An 18,147-nucleotide genomic window follows, 5' to 3' on the forward strand; every position below is an offset into this window, starting at 1 on the left:
TTTGTTCTCTTAGCCTGAGAGTTTCATTTCGGTCGCCACCGCCAGTACGGTGCATGGAAGCGGCACGTCCTGGGCGATGCGCCACAGCGGTTTCATGACGTCGCGGCTCCAGCCGATGGCGCGAACCTTGACGTCGCCCGAGAAGGTTGGGGGCGCGGCATCCAGGCTGTCGCGGCCATAGCGGCGAAAGGCGATGGGCGTGGTGCCGCGTCCGGTGTCGAGATGCAGAGCCTGGGTGTCGAGCAGGCGAAAGCCCGCCGAGACCAGCCGCACCGAATCGCCGGCATCCGCGCCTTGGGCCACCGGCGGCAAGGGCTCGATGACGTGGGTGAAGGCCAGGCCGGCCTGGATGTGCAAGGCCGGCTCGGCCAAGGTGACGGCGCCGCCGGCGACCACATGGCTGCTGATCGAGCCGTGGTCGGCCAGCACCCGGACGGTGCGTCCCTCCAGGTGGTCCAGGCCGGTCCAGACGGTCTTGGGCTCGCTCGACTGGCCCTCAAGGGCGCAATCCAGGCGGATGTCGTCGTCGAAGCGCTCGATCAGGGTGGTGCCCGCCCGCTCGACCAGCAGATAGACCTGCTCTTCCACCGCCGCCACCGCCTTGAAGGCGCCGTCGGTGTCGTGGCGGGTCCAGGCGGTGACCTTCTCGGCCCGGAAGATGGTGACGGTGGCAAGCGTGCCGTCGGCCATCACCACATGGAACAGCCGGCGCCCGGCATCGTAATCCTGATCGACGGCGCCGGTCATGACGTGCTTGGAAAACATCGCCAGATCGGTGGCCTGATAGGCCTGCTCGACGTCGGCGAACAGGAACTCGCGCAGGTCCTTGCCGCTTCTCGACACGAACAAGGTGGCGCCATCGACGTCCCGGGGCGGCACCGTGCGGTCGATCGGCGAGCCGACCCGGGTCTGCCGGGTCAGCTGGATCTTGGTCGGCGTCAGCGGTTCTCCCGACACCATCCATTCGGCGCCCGAGGTGAAGACCTGCAGGTGCCGGCCGGAAAACACCGCGCGGATGGCGTTGACCTGATCGGACAGCAGGGCGAACTCGATGGCTTCGTCGTCCAGCCCCTCGCCCAGGTCGAAATTGAACAGGTCCGACGATTTCGACAGCCACAGCCGGTTGGGCAGATCGCGGCTGCCGCCGATCACCAGGCGGTCCTGGTGGAAGCAGATCGATACCGGCCAGCCGCGCACCGGGCTCAGTGCCTGTTCTTCCCAATCCTTGCTGGCGCTGGCATTGACCAGATTCTGCTTGGTCACCGCGTTGGCCTGGGTGGGCGAGACGATTTCGGTGATCTCGACCTCCTTGCCCTGCAGGCGGAAGCGGGTGCCGACATGGTCGGCCAGGAAGGTGGCGGCCGACGCCGTCAGGGTGATGGAGCCGGTGGTCCCCGACGGTGTCATGGTCACCTCGTCGCGGCCGAACTTGTGATAGGGCTGCTGGATCACCCCGACATCGTCGATATCGTCATCGTCGTCGGAATCGTCGCGATAGAAGGTCCAGCCCTCGACGGTCCAGGAATCGTGCGCGGTGCGGGTGATCTTGCGGGGCGCGACATCGGGATGGACCACCAAAAGCGTGTCGGCGGTCTGGGTCCAACTGATCTGGGCCAGTTGAGCGGCACTCCACGGCGTGGCGAAATCGGCGACCTTGACGTCATCGGCGTAGATGTCGGCATGGGCATCGGTCAGGACCACCAGATAGGTCTGCTCGGTGTTGAACTCGAAGGCGATCAGCCGGCCGGGGCCGCGGGCCTGGTCGATGAAGCGGGTGCCGAAGCGGCGCGACACCCCGCCGATGGGCGCGATGAAGACGTTCATCAGGGTCCGGGCGCCATTGGCATAGGCGGCGACGTCGCCGCGCCCCAGCATGTCCAGGCTCAGCTCGCCGGCGGTGAAGTTCGTCTTGGTGATGGTGACCAGGCCGCTCATGACCGCACCTCCACCAGCGGGAAGCTGGAGATGGCGCTGGGCACGTCCTGCTGGCCGTCGATCAGCTTGGCGCGGCGGAACTCGTCCTCGGCCAGTCGGTGCAGGAATTCGGCCCGCGTCGTGCTTTCGGTCAGGGGGATGCAGAACTCGGCGGCCAGCCGGGCGATCAGCGCCTGATCGAAAAAGGGCGGGAAGTTCAACTCGGCCGGGCGGAACACATAGGTCAGCACCACGCCGTCCTCGACGTTGCAATGCAGGCGGTTCTCGGCGATGCGGTAATCCAGGCCGAAGCCCCGGGCCCCCAGGCCGGCCGACAAGGCCCGCAGGAAATCGGCGGGAAGCTGGTAGGCACAGCTGTAATCGGCGACCGGGGCGGCGGCCAGCAGAGGAAGCGTGGCTTGGCCGGTGGCGAAATTCCACGGATGCGACGACAGCATGGCGTCGCGGAGCGCGGGATAGAGGTTGGCGCAGACTTCCGACTCGGCGGTGCCTTCGTCGAACGAGGCGATGCTCGCCGCCCCCAGTTTCAAAAGGGCGCGCGAACACAGCGCGATGGCGGACAGGGCCATGGCGGGTCTCCTGGGTTGGGGATGAAAAGACCCGGCGGGGCGATCCCGCCGGGTCCGGTCACGGTCAATCGGCGTCGGTGGCGCCGATCTGGGTCATGTCGTTGACATCGACCACGCCCGAGGCCGCCTGCGACACGAAGAACAGGCCGCCCTTGGTGGTGCCGGAGGTCTCGACGTTGGCGATGATGATGTCGCCGGCGCGCAGCATGTCGACGGCCGGGTTGAAATAGCCGGCGGTATCGACCGAAGCGGCGGTGTCGGCGGTGGTGTAGTGCCACAGCGTGAAGCCGTTGGCATAGGCCAGCACCGACAGGTCCTTGGATTGGTAAGCCATACGCGTTGCTCCTTAGGATTCGAGGCAGCGCAGCGAAACGACGCCGGCCGGATCGACCAGAACCGCGCCCTGGCTCATCATGTTGTTGCAGAACCACGCGGCGCGGTCGCCGTGGTAGGTGATCTCGCTCTTGACCTCGGAGCCGACGGCGTGGGCCACGGCGCTCTTGTGGTACCAGTAGCAATGGCGCACGCCGCCCGACTTGGTCAGGCCGGAATGGGGCATCCACAGGGTGCCCAGCCAATGCTTGGCCTGGGTGCCCTTCCACGGCAGGTCCTCGTCGCCGACATAATCGGCGTCGGCGAATTCCGGGATCTGCAGCAGGTCGGACCATTGCTTCCAGCCGATGATCGCGGTGCGTTCGCCGTCGTCGGGGACGTCGGCCTCGCCCAGCATCTCGAAGGCGGCCAGGACCTTGGCCTTGGTCAGGGCGGTGGTGCCGTCCAGCGCGTAGTTGGTGGACTTGTCCAGTTCGGTGATGATCAGCTCGTCGGTCTTGCGGCCCAGCGCATAGGCGCCGGCATTGACCAGCACGGCGCGCTCGTCGTGCTCGACCTTCAGTTCGTCCAGCTTGTCCAGCCAGTCGCCAGCGTAATAATCGTACAGCTGGCACTCGACCGAATCGTGCTCGACATTCATCACCGGCACCTTGCCGTGGCGGGCCTTGGTGCTGGCGGTACCCTTGCCAACCTTCGAGAACACCGCGATGGCGCCCTTGACGCTGTTGCGGGCGCGGACGGTGTTCCGGAGCTTGGTGCCCTGGCGCTGATAGGCGGCATGGACCTGGGCGCCGTATTCCTTGGAGTAATTGTTGATGACGGTCGTCGACATGGGTTCACATCCTTCATTGGTGGAATGGATCGTAAGGGCGCGCCCCCCGGCCGGTTCTGGCCCAAGCACCCGGGATGGCCGGGCCGCCGTCGGGAGGCGCGTGAGAAGCCACCCGCCGGGCCGTTCCGGGATGCGAAAGGGCATCCGGTCCGGTTCTCCGGCGGGTGGAAAGGGTGACCAACTTTCGGACCCGCCCCGCGCGGCCCATGGACAGGCGCGCGGGGCGGGGAGAGCGGCGCTCGGCGACCGGGAAAAGCGGTTCGAGCAGCCTGCCCTCGCGAACAGGGGGAGGGGCAGAAAATTCCCCCTGTCGCCAGCGGTGAAAACGGATATGATCGGTGGTCAGGCGGGGCGCCCGCCGGTCAACGTGGGGAACAGCGGATCGTCATGAATCAAGTCGAACCAACGGCGCGCAGCATTTCCGGCACCCAGCGCACCGAGCGCATTGAGGCGCGGGCCAACGCCCTGCTCAGTGATTGCCGGCGGGCTTTCCATGCCTTCGGCGAACTCGACGAGTTGGCCGAGAACCTTCGCATCTTGTCGCTCAACGCCGAGCTGGCCGCCGGCCGGGCCGGCGACAAGGGCCGCGCGGTTCGGGCGCTTACCCAATACACCCGCGAACTGGTCAATCGCCTGGCCCAGATCCGCGGCGAGATGAACCAGCTGCGCCTGCGCACCGACACCTTGTCGGAAAAGATCGAGGACGAGCTGAAGCAGTTGCGCGCCCTGGAAGAATCCGGCCAGGGCGGCGCCGAAAGCGTCGCTTTCGCCGAGATGATGCGCTCGCTGGTCGACAAGCTCGACGACCTCTCGACCAATGTCGAGGAATTGTCGCGCCGCGCCCATGGCGTCGAGGAAGTGGTCAGCCAGTCGGACTCGATCGCGACCAACATCGCCATCGAGGCCGCCGCCGCCGGCGTCCACGAAAAGGAATTCCGCACGGTGTCCGACACCATGCGCCGCTATGTCGATAATCTGCGGACCATGATCGACGACGCTTCGGACGCCGTTCGCCGGGCCCTGGAAAAGGTCGACAGCCTGCGTCGCCTGGGCATCGAGAATCTGCAAAGCCTGCGCGGTTAACAATCGCCTAGAGCGCCGATCCTCAATTGTGAGGCGCGGCGCTCCGGCGAGCGTTGAGCGAGCGGCCAAGCGGCCGGATGGCCGCGCCCGGTGAGGGGCAATCATCAAATGAGACCATCGTGCGCCATATTTGGCGCTCGATGGTCTAGTGGAAATGACGAAGGGCCCGGGGCTGGATCAGCCTCGGGCCCTTTGTCATGTCTGCGGCCTGGACGCAAGTGTGGCGGTGACAGGAACGTATATAGAACAAACGGGCCGGGCCGGTCAAGGGCTTTTTTCGCCCCCCTTGCCGGGCCGGCACTTTTCCCGCAAGCTGCCGCCATGCCTGAATTGCCCGAAGTCGAGACGGTGGCGCGGGGACTGGCCGCCGTGTGGGAAGGACGCTCCCTGGTCAGGGTCGAGTGCCGCCGGCCCGACCTCAGAAAGCCTCTGCCGCCCGATTTCGCCCCTCGCCTGACCGGCCGGCGGATCGACCGGGTGGGGCGGCGCGCCAAATACCTGCAGGTCTTCCTGGATGACGGACTGGTGATGCTGGGTCATCTGGGCATGTCGGGGCGCATGGTCATCTCGCAAGGGCGCAACGAGCCGCCGGGCAAGCACGACCATGTGCTGTTCGTCACCGACCAGGGGGTGACGGTGACCTTTTGCGATCCGCGCCGCTTCGGGCTTCTGGATTTGTGCACGATCGATCAATTGGCTGCCCATCCATTGATGGCTGCCCTGGGGCCCGAGCCGCTGGACCAGGATTTCACCCCGGCCGTGCTGGGTGCTGCCCTGAACAGCAAGGCGACGCCGATCAAGGTGGCGCTGCTGGATCAGTCGGTGGTGGCCGGCCTGGGCAACATCTATGTTTCGGAAAGCTGTTTTCGTGCCGGCATCCTGCCGACGCGCGCCGCCGGCTCGCTGAAGAAGGCGGAAATCGCCCGACTGGTCCCGGCCATCAAGGCGGTCCTGACCGAGGCGATCGCCGCCGGCGGCTCGTCGTTGAAGGATCATGTGCGGCCCGACGGCGAACTGGGCTATTTTCAGCATTCGTTTGCGGTTTATGATCGCGCGGGCGAGGCTTGCCCGGGCTGCACCTGCGATGTGGGGCGGACCGGCGGCATCACCCGCATCGTCCAGGCCGGACGATCGACCTTCTTTTGTGCCAACAAGCAATCGTGACGGACATGCGCATCCTTCCTGCCATCGTGGTCGCCCTGGGACTGGCCTTCGCCGCAACGGGGGCCGGCGCTCAAGGGGCCGCCTTCCTGTCGGCCTATGAGGATCTGCCGTTGGCGCCGGGCTTGACCGAGGTCGCCGGCGCCGGTCTGTCGTTCGACACCCCCCAGGGCCGCATCGTCGAGGCCATGGCCCGCTCGGGCGCCAAGGCCGCCGACATCTTGTCCTTCTATGCCGAGACCTTGCCGCAATTGGGCTGGTCCAAGGCCGGCGACGCCCGCTATCGCCGCGACGCCGAAGTGCTGACCATCGAGGCCCGGCCCGACGGGCGCCAGACCCTTGTCCATTTCACCATTTCCCCCGAATAGAACCGCCCACAAAGGGAGCATCAAGACCCATGCCCTACGAAAACATCCTGGTCGAGACCCGCGGCCCCGTCGGCCTGATCACCCTGAACCGGCCGAAGGCGCTGAACGCGCTGTGCGCCGCCCTGATCCGCGAGCTGGGTGCCGCGCTGGACGCCTTCGAGGCCGATAACGAGATCGGCGCCATCGTGCTGACCGGCTCGGAAAAGGCCTTCGCCGCCGGTGCCGACATCAAGGAGATGGCCACCAAGTCCTACATGGACGTCTATCTGGCCGACTTCATCACCAACGGCTGGGAACAGGTGACCAAGTGCCGCAAGCCGGTGATCGCGGCGGTGGCCGGCTATGCCCTGGGTGGCGGCTGCGAGATGGCGATGATGTGCGACTTCATCCTGGCCGCCGATACCGCCAAGTTCGGTCAGCCGGAAATCACCATCGGCACCATTCCGGGTGCTGGCGGCACCCAGCGCCTGACCCGCGCCGTCGGCAAGGCCAAGGCGATGGAAATGTGCCTGACCGGCCGCATGATGGACGCCGCCGAGGCCGAGCGCGCCGGCCTGGTCAGCCGCATCATCCCCGCCGCCGATCTGGTGGACGAGGCCATCAAGGTCGCCGAGCGCATCGCCGAGATGAGCCGTCCGGTGGTCATGCTGTGCAAGGAATCGGTCAACGCCGCCTTCGAGACCACCCTGACCCAGGGCGTCAAGTTCGAGCGCCGGCTGTTCCACTCGACCTTCGCCACCGAGGATCAGAAGGAAGGCATGGCCGCCTTCGCCGAAAAGCGCACGCCGTCCTTCAAGAATCGCTAAACCAAGATGAAGTCATCTTGGTCCAGCTTTTTCTTGTCCCTCGCCGGGCGCAAACCTCCGGTTTGCTTGGCCGCGGCCGCAATGGCCGCTGGAGCAGGATGATTTCCACCTGAAATCACCCTGCTCGAGGACAGGAGCGCGAGAAGGGGCGCCCCCAGCGGGGCGCCCTTTTCACAGGCGCTGCACGCTCCAGCCCATCAGGCGGATGATGCCGTGTTCCATGCGCGGCCGGACCAGCCCGGTGGCGATCTCGACATAGGAACAATAACGCTGCGACTTGGCGTCGTCCTTGACCTTCAGCATCAGGCCGGTGCGGTTGGCGAAGGCGTCGCCAATCTCGGGCGGCGTGCGTTCCGGTCCGTCGGAAAAGGCCAGCGATACCCCATCGACCGGAACCAGCGGCAATTCCGGGTCGATATAGCGCAACGCCATGCGGCCGGGCTCGGGCCGGGGCTCCAGCACCACCAGGAAGTGATTGGTGTGTTCCTTGCCGATGCGCTCGGCCTTCAGGCACAAGGCGCGAACACCGTCCAACTCCAGGGTCACGAAGCTGCCGGCGGCGATTTCGTAAGCGGGCTTGGGCGTGGTCACTTGGCCTTCATCTCCATTTTCTGAATGTTCAGGCGGGCGGTCTCGGCCGCCTCGGTGTGCGGGGCCACGTCGATGGCGCGGGCCCAATCGGCGCGGGCGCCGGCATCGTCGCCGGCCAGGCGCTTCAAGATGCCGCGTTCCAACAACGCGTCGGGGAAGTCGGGGTCCAGCTTCAGGGCCTGTTCGACATCGTCGCGAGCCCCGGGCAGATTGTCCTGGTAGCGAAAGGCGCTGGCCCGCAGCACCAATGCCTCGACCCGGTGGGGCTGGCGGCGCAGCAGGCCGGTCAGGATATCGACGACCTCGTTGTAATGGTGGACCTGGGCCAGCAGCACCGCGTGGTCCAGCAAGATCTCGGGGTCGCCCGGGGCCAGGATCAGGGCGCCCCGCTGGGCGGCGTCGGCACGTTGCAGCTTGCCGGCCAGCATCCAGGCCTGGGCCGCCTGGGCCAGCATCTGGGCCCGCACGCTGTCCTCGCGCACGCTTTCGTTGGCCAGGGTTTCCAGCCGGGTCGCCGCCTCGCCATACTTGCCCAGGCCGATCAGGGCGACGGCGCCGCAATGGCGCGCCGCCTCGCCGCCGCCCAGCGACTGCCAGGTCAGCGCCTCTTCCCAGCCCTGTTCGGGTTTGTCCTTGGCCATGACCAGGCAGACCCGGTACTCCTCGGGGCCATCGATGGTCTGGGCCAGGGCGGGAAGGGCCAGGCCGGAAAGGATCAGGGCAAGAAGAGCGCGGCGCATGGAAATCCTGGCGGGGTTGTCGGGCTGGCATTAGTGTGGTCAGCGGGGCCGACAACGCAAGGGCTAAGGATGAGCAGGCGCTTCTTCCTGTTTGGTTTGGGTTTCTCCGGCCGGGTCATCGCCCGGGCTCTGCTGGATGCCGGCTGGCAGGTCGCCGGCACCACCCGCTCGGGAGAAAGCGCTGACCTGCCCGAAATCACCGTCCATCCGTTCGACCGCGACCATCCGCTGCCGGCGGGCGCGCTGGACGGGGTCACCCACGTCCTGTCCTCGGTGCCGCCCGACGAAATGGGCGATCCGGTGGTCGATGTCATGGGCGAGCACCTGCGGGCGCTGGCGCCGTCCTGGGTCGGCTATCTGTCGACAACCGGGGTTTACGGCGATCGCGGCGGCGACTGGGTCGACGAGGACAGTCCGCTGATGCCGGGTCTGGATCGGTCGCGGCGCCGCGTCGCGGCGGAAGCCGCCTGGCTTTCGCTGGGACTGGCGGTCCATATCTTCCGCCTGGCCGGCATCTACGGTCCCGGCCGCTCGGCCATCGACACCGTGCGAAACGGCCAGGCCCGGCGCATCGTCAAGCCCGGCCAGGTGTTCAGCCGCATCCATGTCGAAGACATCGCCGGTGCCGTGCTGGCCTCGATCGCCAGGCCGCATCCCGGCGGCCGGATCTATAATCTGTGCGACGACGACCCCGCCCCGCCGCAAGAGGTGATCCTCCATGCCTGCACCCTGTTGGGCGTCGAGCCGCCGCCGGAAATCGACTGGGATCAGGCGAAGGCCAGCCTGTCGCCGATGGCGCTCAGCTTCTATGCCGATAATAAAAGGGTCAGAAATGATCGGATGAAAACCGAGTTGGGCGTAGAACTTCGCTATCCGACCTACCACGAAGGTTTGAAGTCGATCCTTCTTGGGCACTAGACGGAATGTGGATCGGCATTTCCATGTTGTAAAACTAATGTAGCGACACGTAACATGCCGGCCGGGGTGAAGTCGGAGTGTCAAAGCATGAAGTTCGGTCTCGCGGTTCGGTTCGGATTATGGCTGGTGGCGGTGTCGCTGGTGACCGCCCTGGTGATCGGCGTCGCGGTCAACAACCATGCCGATTCCCTGGTGCGCCAGGCCGAGGAACGCGAACTGCACGGCCGCTTCGACCAGTTGGAAGAGGCCATCGCCGCCTCGTCGCGACAGGCGGAATCGCTGGCCGCTTTGGTGGCGGCAATCCCCGGCATCGGCGAACTGGTGGCCGCCGGCGACCGCGATGCCTTGGCGCGGCAGTGGGTGCCGGCCTATCAGCAAATCGCCAAGACCTATGGCATGGAGCAATTTCAGTTCCACCTGCCGCCGGCGACCTCGTTCCTGCGGGTCCATTCCCCCAAGAAGTTCGGTGACGACCTGTCGGCCATCCGCCAGACGGTGGTGCGCACCAACAATACCAAGTCGGCCACCCGCGGCCTGGAATACGGCGTCGCCGGGTTGGGCGTGCGCGGCGTGGTGCCGGTGATGAACGGCGGCACCCATGTCGGCTCGGTCGAGTTCGGCCTGTCGTTCGGCCAGCCCTTTTTCGACGATTTCAAGAAGCAGCATGGCGTCGATGTCGCCTTGCACGTCAAGGCCGGTGACGGTTTCAAGGCGCTGGCCGGCACGCTGGGTGACAACAGCCGGGTGACGGCCGCTGACCTGGCGGCGGCACTGGCTGGCCAAGCGGTGATCAAGACGGCCCAGGACGGCGGCGCCCGTCTGGCGGTGCTGGCCCATGTCATCCCCGATTATTCCGGTCAGCCGCTGGGCGTGATCGAGCTGGTGATGGATGCCAGCCATTACGCCGCCCTGCAGGCCTCGGGCAGGAGGACCATACTGTTGTTGATCGCCGGGACCTTGGTGCTGGCCGCCCTTCTTGCCGTGGCGATCGCTCGCGGCATTACCGGGCCGATCTCCGAGATGACCGAGGCGATGGTGCGCATCAGCCGCCACGATTTTGCCTTCGACTTGAAGAACAGCGCCCGGTCCGACGAGATCGGGCGGATGAGCCAGGCGCTGGCGGTGGTCCGCGACGAAGCGGGCGAGTTGGCGCGCCTGAAGGCAGAACAAGGCGAGATGGTCGCCAAGCTGGAAGCCAACCAGGCCGAACTGGGCCGCAGCATGCGCAAGCAGTTGGAAGGCGTGGTCGAGGCCGCCATCCAAAGCAACGAGGCCGCCGTGGTGCTGGCCAAGATGATGGTCGATGTTCGCGCCGCCGCGTCGGAAAGCCAAGGCATCGCCGCCGCCATCGAGGAAATGGTGGCGTCGGTCAACACCATCGCCCAGACCTCGGAAGAAGTCGCGCACGAAGCGGGCGACGCCGAAACCGCGGCGCGGGATGGGGTCGGCGCCGCCGGCTCGGCGCGCACCGCCACCGACGCCTTGCTGGTGGCGGTCGGCGATGTCGGCGCCCGCATCGGCGATCTGGCCTCGGCGTCGCAGCAGATCGGCGACATCGTCAACCAGATCGAGGCGATCGCCAGCCAGACCAATCTGCTGGCGCTGAACGCCACCATCGAGGCGGCCAGGGCCGGTGAAGCCGGCAAGGGTTTCGCGGTGGTGGCCGGCGAGGTCAAGACCCTGGCCAGCCAGACCGGCAAGGCCACCGAGGATATCCGCAACCGGATCGCCGGCCTGAAGTCCGACATGGATGCCGCCTTGGCCGCCATGCGCCAAAGCACCAGCGCGGTCGAGCAGGGCCGGGTGGCGGTCGATACCGTCACCGGCAGCCTGGATGCCATCGCGGGGCGCATCGACGGGGTGACCGGCCGCATGCGGGATATCGCCGGCATCCTGGGGCAGCAATCCAGTGCGGCGGCCGAAGTGTCGTCGGGCACCGCCCGCATCGCCGCCTTGTCCAACAAGAATTCCGACGAGATCAACCAGGTCCTCGAGGCGATGAGCCGGGCCGGCGCCGTTCTGGATCAGCGGGTCGAGGATTTCTCAAGCCTGGGCACTCCCGAAACGGTGATCACCATCGCCCAGAACGACCATGTCCGCTTCAAGCGCAGCGTCGTCGATCGGCTGCTGGACCGCAGTCAACTGACCGCCGACAAACTGGCCGACCACCATACCTGCCGCCTGGGCCGGTGGTACGATCAGGTGACCGACCCGGCCATCAAGGACCACCCGGCGTTCGCCCAATTGCTGGGGCCGCACCAGCGGGTCCACGCCCACGGCAAGCGGGCGCTGGAACTGCACGGCCAGGGCGAGAAGGTGGCGGCGATGCAGGAAGTCGAGCTGCTCAACGACGCCTCGCACGAGGTCCTGGCCCTGCTGGACGAAATGGGGCGCAGCTTCAAGCCGGCCGAGTGAGGGCGGGGCTTCGGCCCCGCCGGATCGCGCGTCGCTTGCCCAGAATGACAAGCCTTCATCTGTGCTGCCCGGCCTTGGCGGGCATCTGTGTTCATCGGTGTGAAATGACGCTTCGGCAGCGGTGTCCGACTCATCGAGGGGACCGCCGCGTGGGCCCTCGGGTCAAGCCCACTTCTGTCCGGTTTAATTTTCGCGGGACCATCCACACACCTCGTCGTCATGGCCGGGCTTGACCCGGCCATCCACGCGCATCCGCATAACGCGATGTTTCCATTCGATTTTGTTCGGCACCACGGGGATGCCCGTGTCAAGCACGGGCATGACGGAGTGTGGGGCCATGGCGTCGCGTCCCTTCCGGGCTCGAGGCTTTGAAAGGCGCGCGCCACAAGGGTTTGCGCCGCGACGTCTGAGATTGAACCGGACAGAAGTGGGTAAGCCTGAGGGTGACGAGACAGGGGTGCGGGAACCGCCCCCCAGCCGGCGAGGCGCTGAAACCTCCGGAAGACCTGTCGCGCGGCCGGAAACGGCCGGTCTCAGGCCTCGCGGATGGCGGCCAGGAAACGATCGACCTCGGCCCGCAGGTGGCTGGCTTGGGCCTGCACCAGTTCGACCGCGCTCAACACCTCGCGGGCGGCCTCGTCGGTCATGTGGATGGCCCGACTGACCTCGTTGATGTTTTCGTAGACCTGATTGGTCCCCGATGCCGCATGGTCGATGTTGCGGGCGATCTCCTGGGTGGCGGCGCCCTGTTCCTCGATGGCGGCGGCGATGGTGGTGGTGATGCCGTCCATCGACGAGATGGTGTTACCGATATCCTTGATGGCGCCGACCGTCTGGTTGGTTTCCTTCTGGATGGTCGAGACCTGGGCCGAGATATCCTCGGTCGCCTTGACGGTCTGGCGGGCCAGGTTCTTGACCTCGGAGGCCACCACGGCAAAGCCCTTGCCGGCGTCGCCGGCGCGGGCCGCCTCGACCGTGGCGTTCAGGGCCAAAAGGTTGGTCTGCTCGGCGATGCCGGTGATCAGCTCGATGATCTCGCCGATCTTGTCGGCGGCTCCGGCCAGGCCGTTGACGCGGGTGTTGACGCCGTCGGCTTCGCGCGATGCGCTGATCGCCACCTGGTTGGACATGCCGACCTGCTGGGCGATCTCGGAAATCGAGTTCGACAGTTCCTCGGCGGCTTGGGCCACCATCTTGACGTTGGCGTTGGCCTCGTTGGCGTACTGCGCCGCCGACTGGGCGTCGATGGCCGCCGAATCCGCCACTTCCACCAGATGGCGGGTGGTGTTGGTCATGGTCTCGGCCGAGGCGGCGACGGTGTTCAGCACTTCGGCCACCGCGGTCTCGAAGCCTGCGATCAGCCCTTCCAGGCGGCGCATGCGGGCCTCGCGGGTGGCGGCGGCCTTGCGGGCCTCTTCCTCCATGGCCTGCTTGGCGATGGAATTTTCCTTGAACACCTGGACGGCGCGGCCGATGTCGCCCACTTCGTCGCGGCGGTCGAGCGCCGGAACCTCGACCGAGATGTCGCCGGCGGCCAGCGCGCCCATGCGCACCGTCATGTCGCGGATCGGGGTGGCGATGATGCTGTTGAGAATCCAGCGCACGCCCAGCACCGACAAGATCGCCGCGATGATGCCGCCAATGGTCAGGAAGGTCAGGATCTGGCGCAGCTTCGCTTCGGTATCGGCGGTCGATAGCGACGAGGACAAAACGGCGATGACGTCACCCGATTCCATTCCCATGCCGCCATGGCAGGCGAAGCACACCTCTTCCTTGGCGCCTTCGGTGACGCCCAGGACGATGGGATAGGCATAGCGGTAATAGCCGTCGATCATGCGGCCGACCGGCTCCTTGCTGGAAAAGGCTTCGGCGTCGATGGCATCGACCGGCTTCTTGGGCGCCTTCGATGGCTCGGTCTCGGCCATGTAGGCGGTGACCTTCTCGCCCCAGGCGCTCCACACCTTGCCGGGATAATGGATGTTGCGGCTGTCGAACCAGTTGTTGAACACCTGGATGCCGATATTGTCGCCATCCTCGGGTCGCTTGGCCATGACGCTCAGAATCAACGCATGCAGCGACGTCATCTCGTTATGAGACAGTTGCTGAAGCTGGCGCTCCATTTCGGAGCGCTCGAAGCGGGCGATAACCAGGACGACACTGGCCACCAAAGTGATGACGCCGACGCCGACGATGATCATGAAGCGGCTCGAGAGCCTGAGATTACGCCAAGCCTGCACGCTTGTCCGTCCTTCCTGAGTGCCTCGGCCGTCGCCCCCAACGCCTCGCCGAATAAGGTCCTTGACCCAGTCAGAGACTATTATGAAAGGCCGGTATTGGGAATACCGGCCTTTCGAGAAACGCACAAAAAGTTTTGCGGACTGGAATGATTATTCCCTGACCAGCGCTTCGTAGTCAGCGATCAATTGCCGCGAGACCTCGCCGGGGGTGAACGTATAGGGGCCGATCTCGCGGACCGGGGTGACCTCGGCGGCGGTGCCGGTCAGGAAACATTCGCTGGCCTTGGCCATTTCCTCGGGGAAGATCGCCCGTTCCACCACCTTGATGCCGCGCTGCTTGGCCAGGGCGATCACGGTCTGACGGGTGATGCCGTTCAGGAAGCAGTCGGGGGTGGGGGTGTGCAGCTCGCCGTCGAAGACGAAGAACACGTTGGCACCGGTGGCCTCGGCGACCTGGCCGCGCCAATCCATCATCAGGCTGTCCTCGAAGCCGTCACCCTCGGCCTTGTGCTTGCTCATGGTGCAGATCATGTAAAGGCCGGCCGCCTTCGAGGCGGTGGGCGCGGTCTCGGGGTGCGGGCGCTTCCAGTCGCTGATATTGAGGCGGATGCCGCGCATGCGGGCCTCGGGCGACCAATAGCTGGGCCAGCTCCACACCGCGATGGCGACATGGATGCGGTTGGCCTGGGCGGCGACGCCCATCATTTCCGAGCCGCGCCAGGCGACCGGGCGGACATAGCCGTCGACGATGTTGTTGGCCTTGATCACCTCGATGGTGGCGGCGTCGATCTCGGCGGCGCTATAGGGCACCTTCATGCCCAGGATCTCGCCCGACTTGACCAGCCGCTCGGAATGTTCGGCAAGCTTGAACACCTTGCCGCCATACACCCGCTCGCCTTCGAACACGCAACTGCCGTAATGCAGGCCGTGGGTCAGCACGTGAACCTTGGCGTCACGCCACGGCAACAGCTTGCCGTCGAACCAGATGAAGCCGTCACGATCGTCGAAGGGGAGGACACCAGCCATCGGAGTTTCCGTTCGCAAGAGGGGTGGGCAGAGTTATAAAGTTACCGTTCGCACTTGCGTCGAGTAACATTTTGAGGCCATATATGTCAATATGACTGACATAAAGACCGGCATCAATCCCCTCTTCCTGCGCGAGGAGGAGCTGCGCCAAGGCATCGAACTGCTGTTCTACGCCTATCGCGACTTCACGTCCGAGCCCGACGCCATCCTGGCCGATTACGGGTTCGGCCGGGCGCACCACCGGGTCATCTATTTCGTCGGCCGCAATCCCGGCATGACCGTGTCGGACCTGTTGGACATCCTGCGCATCACCAAGCAATCGCTGTCGCGGGTGCTGGGGCAATTGGTGGACGAAGGTTTCGTCACCCAGAAGCCGGGCATCCGCGACCGCCGCCAGCGCCTGTTGGCCCTGACCGAGAAGGGGATCGAGCTGGAGCGCCAGTTGACCGAGCGTCAGCGCGCCCGGATCGCGCGGGCCTATCGCGAGGCCGGGGCCGAGGCGGTTGAAGGTTTCCGCAAGGTCATGCTGGGCCTGATCGACGAGGCCGACCGCCCGCGCTTCCCCCTGCGGCAGCCCCCCCGACGGTAGGTGCCATGGACGACAAGCCGCACATCCTGGTGGTCGATGACGATAAAAGGCTGCGCGAGCTGCTGCGCAAATATCTGGCCGACAACGATTATCTGGTGACGGTGGCCGAGGATGCCGCCGACGCGCGGGCCAAGCTGGCGGTGCTGGCGGTCGATCTGATCGTCCTGGACGTGATGATGCCGGGCGAAGACGGTATCTCGCTGACGCGGGGCATTCGCGGCGAGTTGGGGGTGCCGATCCTGCTGCTGACCGCCATGGGCGAGGTCGAGGACCGCATCAACGGGCTGGAGGCCGGGGCCGACGATTACCTGACCAAGCCGTTCGAGCCGCGCGAGCTGCTGTTGCGCATCGCCTCGATCCTGCGCCGGACCCCGAAGCCGGAACCGGCCGGCCAACTGCTTCGTTTGGGCCTGTTCACCTGGGACCCGGTCCGCGCCGAATTGATGCGCGGCGACGACATGGTCCACCTGACCACCGCCGAGCGCGACCTGATGACCATCCTGGCCGGCGCCGCCGGGCAGGCGGTCGAGCGCGACGATCTGGCGGCCAGGACCGGCAATTCGGCCAATGCGCGGGCGATCGACGTCCAGGTGACGCGCCTGCGCAAGAAGCTGGAGGACGACCCGCGCAGCCCGCGCTATCTGCAAACGGTGCGCGGCCAGGGCTATATGCTGAGGCCCGACTGACATGACCAACCCGGGCGCCTGGCTGAAAAGACTGGCCCCGCAGGGGCTGTTGGCGCGCTCGCTGCTGATCATCGTGACGCCGCTGATCGTGGTCCAGCTGGTCAGCACCTTCATCTTCTACACCAGCCACTGGGACACCATCGCCAAGCGCCTGGCGCAAGGCCTGGCCGGCGATGTCGGCGGGGTGATCGAGATGATGCGGGCCTTCCCCGACCCGGAAAGCCAGCTGCGGGTGATGCGCATCGCCGCCAACAAGATGGACCTGGACATCCGCTTCCATGCCGGCGGCATCCTGCCCAACGTTCCGCCGCCCAAGACCTTGGGCATCATGGAGGCGTCGCTGTACGACGCGCTGGGCGAACGGGTGCAGCGTCCGTTCATGGTCGATTTCACCTCGTTCGAGCGCGAGGTGCCCATAAGGGTGCAATTGTCCGACGGGTTGCTGGAAGTGTTCGTGCCCCGGAAGCGCCTGTTCTCGTCGACCACCTATATCTTCGTGCTGTGGATGATCGGCACCTCGATGCTGCTGTTGGGCATCGCCATCGTCTTCATGCGCAATCAGGTGCGCAGCGTGCGCAAGCTGGCCACCGCCGCCGACCGCTTCGGGCGCGGCCTGGAAGTCCCCAACTTCAAGCCCGAGGGGGCGATCGAGGTGCGCCAGGCGGCCCATGCCTTCAACGTCATGCGCGAGCGCCTGAAGCGCCAGATTCAGCAGCGCACCGAGATGCTGGCCGGCGTCTCGCACGATCTGCGCACGCCGCTGACCCGGATGAAACTGCAATTGGCCATGCTGGGGGATATCGACGGCCGCGCCGACCTGGAAGAAGACGTCCACGAGATGGAGCGGATGGTCGAGGGCTATCTGGCCTTTGCGCGGGGCGAGGGCAGCGAGGCGCCGGAACCGGCCGAACTGGGCGCGCTGGTCGAAGATGTCGCCGGGCGCTTCCGCCGCGAGGGGCGTGAACTGGACGTCCATGTCGAAAGCCGGATCACCCTGGCATTGCGCAGACATGCCCTGGCCCGCGCGCTGTCGAACCTGATCGGCAACGCCTTTCGTTATGGCGGCCATGTGTGGGTGCGGGTGGTGCGGCTGGACGAAGCGGTCGAGGTGATCATCGACGATGACGGCCCCGGCATTCCGGCCGACAAGCGCGAGCAGGTGTTCAAGCCGTTCCTGCGGCTGGAAGGATCGCGCAACATCGCCACCGGCGGCGTCGGGCTGGGCCTGACCATCGCCCGTGACATCGCGCGCGGCCATGGGGGCGACGTGGTGCTGGAAGACAGCCCGCTGGGCGGATTGCGGGCACGGTTGCGCCTGCCGGCGTAAGTCAGGCCGCGTGGGCGGCGTGCGGACAGTTGTAATCGACGGTGGCGCAGGCGCCCGGTCGGCACCGCGTGCTGGTCGGGCGCATTTCCCACTTGTCGGGCATGAACCAGGCCCGGGTGAAGGCTTGGGCGTCCTCGTCCCTTTCGAAACGGAACTCCCCGTGATCGATGACGGTGAAGGTGCCGCGGCAATTCGCCTCGCACCAGCGTTCCATCGCCAGATGCATCTCGACCACATAGCCACCGGCGACGCCGTCGTCGCCCAGAACGCAGCATCGCATTGCTCTTATCCTTTTGGTATGTGCTGGGGTATCTCTCCTCATGATTGTATCGATGGGGCTGGGTGTGGCGACAGACTCGGCTTGTAAGGAGAGGCGGCCAATTGTGACGGACGCGGCGCTTTGCCAGCTCTTCAACCAACTTGCAAACTAGGCCAAAGGGCGTAGCATATGCCGATTGATGTTTGTCAATTCCGGGGGCATGGATGACGACCCTGAGGGAAACCCTCCCGAAGATTTGGCTGTTCCTCGCC

At 65.9% G+C, this 18,147-nt stretch carries 18 protein-coding genes; 9 read left to right on the forward strand and 9 right to left on the reverse strand.

Going from position 1 to position 18,147, the window contains the following annotated elements; all coding sequences use genetic code 11:
• Window positions 1–9: 9 nt before the first annotated feature.
• The 4 genes from MTBLM5_RS10605 to MTBLM5_RS10620 form a co-directional block, all read right to left on the reverse strand.
• Window positions 10–1,935: a hypothetical protein gene (locus MTBLM5_RS10605; protein ID WP_173976082.1), complete on the reverse strand. Its 1,926-nt coding sequence runs from the start codon at window positions 1,933–1,935 to the stop codon at window positions 10–12.
• On the reverse strand, window positions 1,932–2,504 hold the full coding sequence (locus MTBLM5_RS10610; protein WP_173976083.1) for a hypothetical protein: 573 nt from the start codon (window positions 2,502–2,504) through the stop codon (window positions 1,932–1,934). The genes MTBLM5_RS10605 and MTBLM5_RS10610 overlap by 4 nt, the downstream gene beginning before the upstream one ends.
• Before the next feature lie 64 nt (window positions 2,505–2,568).
• Entirely contained in the window at window positions 2,569–2,838 is a 270-nt protein-coding gene (locus tag MTBLM5_RS10615) for a hypothetical protein (RefSeq protein WP_173976084.1), read from the reverse strand.
• 12 nt (window positions 2,839–2,850) lie between these two features.
• Window positions 2,851–3,669, reverse strand: a complete 819-nt coding sequence (locus tag MTBLM5_RS10620; RefSeq protein ID WP_173976085.1) for a phage capsid protein — start codon at window positions 3,667–3,669, stop codon at window positions 2,851–2,853.
• Window positions 3,670–4,056: 387 nt separating this feature from the next.
• Between MTBLM5_RS10620 and MTBLM5_RS10625 the strand changes: the two genes are divergently transcribed.
• The 4 genes from MTBLM5_RS10625 (at window position 4,057) to MTBLM5_RS10640 (ending at window position 7,087) form a co-directional block, all read left to right on the forward strand.
• On the forward strand, window positions 4,057–4,752 hold the full coding sequence (locus tag MTBLM5_RS10625) for a chemotaxis protein (RefSeq protein WP_068496375.1): 696 nt from the start codon (window positions 4,057–4,059) through the stop codon (window positions 4,750–4,752).
• A gap of 321 nt (window positions 4,753–5,073) precedes the next feature.
• On the forward strand, window positions 5,074–5,916 hold the full coding sequence (gene mutM / locus MTBLM5_RS10630) for a bifunctional DNA-formamidopyrimidine glycosylase/DNA-(apurinic or apyrimidinic site) lyase (RefSeq protein ID WP_173976086.1): 843 nt from the start codon (window positions 5,074–5,076) through the stop codon (window positions 5,914–5,916).
• 5 nt (window positions 5,917–5,921) lie between these two features.
• The gene (locus MTBLM5_RS10635) at window positions 5,922–6,281 is read left to right on the forward strand and encodes a hypothetical protein (protein ID WP_173976087.1); all 360 of its coding nucleotides are present in this window, start codon (window positions 5,922–5,924) and stop codon (window positions 6,279–6,281) included.
• 29 nt (window positions 6,282–6,310) lie between these two features.
• Window positions 6,311–7,087 carry an enoyl-CoA hydratase gene (locus MTBLM5_RS10640; protein ID WP_173976088.1) on the forward strand — a complete coding sequence of 259 codons (777 nt, stop codon included), beginning with the start codon at window positions 6,311–6,313 and terminating at the stop codon, window positions 7,085–7,087.
• A 171-nt stretch (window positions 7,088–7,258) separates the two neighbouring features.
• Here the strand turns inward: MTBLM5_RS10640 and MTBLM5_RS10645 are convergent, their stop codons facing one another.
• Together MTBLM5_RS10645 and MTBLM5_RS10650 are read right to left on the reverse strand one after the other, a co-directional pair.
• Window positions 7,259–7,678, reverse strand: a complete 420-nt coding sequence (locus tag MTBLM5_RS10645; protein ID WP_173976089.1) for a hypothetical protein — start codon at window positions 7,676–7,678, stop codon at window positions 7,259–7,261.
• Window positions 7,675–8,418 (reverse strand): tetratricopeptide repeat protein, encoded by a 744-nt coding sequence (locus MTBLM5_RS10650; RefSeq protein WP_173976090.1) that lies wholly within the window; start codon window positions 8,416–8,418, stop codon window positions 7,675–7,677. The genes MTBLM5_RS10645 and MTBLM5_RS10650 overlap by 4 nt, the downstream gene beginning before the upstream one ends.
• A gap of 69 nt (window positions 8,419–8,487) precedes the next feature.
• On the opposite strand from MTBLM5_RS10650, the gene MTBLM5_RS10655 reads away from it, so the two are divergent.
• Together MTBLM5_RS10655 and MTBLM5_RS10660 are read left to right on the forward strand one after the other, a co-directional pair.
• Window positions 8,488–9,336 (forward strand): SDR family oxidoreductase, encoded by an 849-nt coding sequence (locus MTBLM5_RS10655; RefSeq protein WP_173976091.1) that lies wholly within the window; start codon window positions 8,488–8,490, stop codon window positions 9,334–9,336.
• An 87-nt stretch (window positions 9,337–9,423) separates the two neighbouring features.
• A complete protein-coding gene (locus tag MTBLM5_RS10660) occupies window positions 9,424–11,751 on the forward strand; it encodes a cache domain-containing protein (RefSeq protein WP_173976092.1) in 2,328 nt (775 codons plus the stop codon).
• A gap of 533 nt (window positions 11,752–12,284) precedes the next feature.
• On the opposite strand, the gene MTBLM5_RS10665 is transcribed toward MTBLM5_RS10660, so the two are convergent.
• Both MTBLM5_RS10665 and MTBLM5_RS10670 read right to left on the reverse strand, forming a co-directional pair.
• Window positions 12,285–13,949 carry a methyl-accepting chemotaxis protein gene (locus MTBLM5_RS10665; RefSeq protein WP_173976135.1) on the reverse strand — a complete coding sequence of 555 codons (1,665 nt, stop codon included), beginning with the start codon at window positions 13,947–13,949 and terminating at the stop codon, window positions 12,285–12,287.
• Between the two features lie 189 nt (window positions 13,950–14,138).
• Window positions 14,139–15,014, reverse strand: coding sequence for a branched-chain amino acid aminotransferase (locus MTBLM5_RS10670; RefSeq protein WP_173976093.1), 876 nt, complete (start codon window positions 15,012–15,014; stop codon window positions 14,139–14,141).
• A gap of 91 nt (window positions 15,015–15,105) precedes the next feature.
• Here MTBLM5_RS10670 and MTBLM5_RS10675 point away from each other — a divergent pair, with 91 nt between their 5' ends.
• From MTBLM5_RS10675 to MTBLM5_RS10685, 3 genes are read left to right on the forward strand one after another with little or no spacing between them, the layout of a single operon-like run.
• Window positions 15,106–15,603 carry a MarR family winged helix-turn-helix transcriptional regulator gene (locus tag MTBLM5_RS10675; RefSeq protein WP_173976094.1) on the forward strand — a complete coding sequence of 166 codons (498 nt, stop codon included), beginning with the start codon at window positions 15,106–15,108 and terminating at the stop codon, window positions 15,601–15,603.
• Between the two features lie 5 nt (window positions 15,604–15,608).
• Complete coding sequence (locus tag MTBLM5_RS10680; protein WP_173976095.1) at window positions 15,609–16,289, forward strand: response regulator; 681 nt, start codon at window positions 15,609–15,611, stop codon at window positions 16,287–16,289.
• A 1-nt stretch (window position 16,290) separates the two neighbouring features.
• Window positions 16,291–17,616, forward strand: coding sequence for an ATP-binding protein (locus tag MTBLM5_RS10685; protein ID WP_173976096.1), 1,326 nt, complete (start codon window positions 16,291–16,293; stop codon window positions 17,614–17,616).
• 1 nt (window position 17,617) lies between these two features.
• Here the strand turns inward: MTBLM5_RS10685 and MTBLM5_RS10690 are convergent, their stop codons facing one another.
• Complete coding sequence (locus tag MTBLM5_RS10690; RefSeq protein ID WP_173976097.1) at window positions 17,618–17,896, reverse strand: hypothetical protein; 279 nt, start codon at window positions 17,894–17,896, stop codon at window positions 17,618–17,620.
• Window positions 17,897–18,147: the final 251 nt, after the last annotated feature.

Source organism: Magnetospirillum sp. LM-5, assembly GCF_902729445.1.
Taxonomy (GTDB): domain Bacteria; phylum Pseudomonadota; class Alphaproteobacteria; order Rhodospirillales; family Magnetospirillaceae; genus Magnetospirillum.

Coding starts and splice junctions, on each gene's coding strand:
- MTBLM5_RS10605 (WP_173976082.1), bottom strand. CDS start 1,935: ATGAGCGGCCTGGTCACCATCACCAAGACGAACTTCACCGCCGGCGAG.
- MTBLM5_RS10610 (WP_173976083.1), bottom strand. CDS start 2,504: ATGGCCCTGTCCGCCATCGCGCTGTGTTCGCGCGCCCTTTTGAAACTG.
- MTBLM5_RS10615 (WP_173976084.1), bottom strand. CDS start 2,838: ATGGCTTACCAATCCAAGGACCTGTCGGTGCTGGCCTATGCCAACGGC.
- MTBLM5_RS10620 (WP_173976085.1), bottom strand. CDS start 3,669: ATGTCGACGACCGTCATCAACAATTACTCCAAGGAATACGGCGCCCAG.
- MTBLM5_RS10625 (WP_068496375.1), top strand. CDS start 4,057: ATGAATCAAGTCGAACCAACGGCGCGCAGCATTTCCGGCACCCAGCGC.
- mutM (WP_173976086.1), top strand. CDS start 5,074: ATGCCTGAATTGCCCGAAGTCGAGACGGTGGCGCGGGGACTGGCCGCC.
- MTBLM5_RS10635 (WP_173976087.1), top strand. CDS start 5,922: ATGCGCATCCTTCCTGCCATCGTGGTCGCCCTGGGACTGGCCTTCGCC.
- MTBLM5_RS10640 (WP_173976088.1), top strand. CDS start 6,311: ATGCCCTACGAAAACATCCTGGTCGAGACCCGCGGCCCCGTCGGCCTG.
- MTBLM5_RS10650 (WP_173976090.1), bottom strand. CDS start 8,418: ATGCGCCGCGCTCTTCTTGCCCTGATCCTTTCCGGCCTGGCCCTTCCC.
- MTBLM5_RS10655 (WP_173976091.1), top strand. CDS start 8,488: ATGAGCAGGCGCTTCTTCCTGTTTGGTTTGGGTTTCTCCGGCCGGGTC.
- MTBLM5_RS10660 (WP_173976092.1), top strand. CDS start 9,424: ATGAAGTTCGGTCTCGCGGTTCGGTTCGGATTATGGCTGGTGGCGGTG.
- MTBLM5_RS10665 (WP_173976135.1), bottom strand. CDS start 13,949: ATGATCATCGTCGGCGTCGGCGTCATCACTTTGGTGGCCAGTGTCGTC.
- MTBLM5_RS10670 (WP_173976093.1), bottom strand. CDS start 15,014: ATGGCTGGTGTCCTCCCCTTCGACGATCGTGACGGCTTCATCTGGTTC.
- MTBLM5_RS10675 (WP_173976094.1), top strand. CDS start 15,106: ATGACTGACATAAAGACCGGCATCAATCCCCTCTTCCTGCGCGAGGAG.
- MTBLM5_RS10680 (WP_173976095.1), top strand. CDS start 15,609: ATGGACGACAAGCCGCACATCCTGGTGGTCGATGACGATAAAAGGCTG.
- MTBLM5_RS10685 (WP_173976096.1), top strand. CDS start 16,291: ATGACCAACCCGGGCGCCTGGCTGAAAAGACTGGCCCCGCAGGGGCTG.
- MTBLM5_RS10690 (WP_173976097.1), bottom strand. CDS start 17,896: ATGCGATGCTGCGTTCTGGGCGACGACGGCGTCGCCGGTGGCTATGTG.